Below are 390 nucleotides of genomic sequence, written 5' to 3' on the forward strand. Positions count from 1 at the left end.
CCCGTCGCGCCAGTTGACCCCGGTGGGCCTGTTACTCCGGTTATTCCTATGGGACCAGTTGGTCCCGTTACACCTGTTACTCCGGTCAAACCAGTAACTCCTGTGACTCCCGTTGAGCCGGTCGGGCCTGTTACCCCGGTTAACCCGGTTGGACCGGTTGGACCCGTTGCTCCTGTTGTTCCAGTAGGACCCGTGACTCCCGTTGGCCCTGTAATTCCTGTCAAGCCTGTTATTCCGGTTACTCCTGTAACCCCTGTTGCTCCGGTAGCGCCAGTGACTCCCGTTGACCCTGTCACTCCTGTGACCCCGGTTGCTCCGGTGGCTCCAGTCACCCCTGTGGGGCCGGTTACTCCAGTGACTCCTGTTGCTCCCGTTGGGCCTATTGCTCCT

At 60.3% G+C, this 390-nt stretch carries 1 protein-coding gene; it reads right to left on the reverse strand.

Annotation, left to right across the window (positions count from 1 at the left end):
- Window positions 1-390: collagen-like domain-containing protein (locus AZF04_RS21820; protein WP_268753426.1), on the reverse strand; the 390-nt coding region annotated here is incomplete at both ends.

It is taken from the genome of Alkalihalobacillus trypoxylicola (assembly GCF_001590785.1).
Taxonomy (GTDB): domain Bacteria; phylum Bacillota; class Bacilli; order Bacillales; family Bacillaceae_D; genus Alkalihalobacillus; species Alkalihalobacillus trypoxylicola.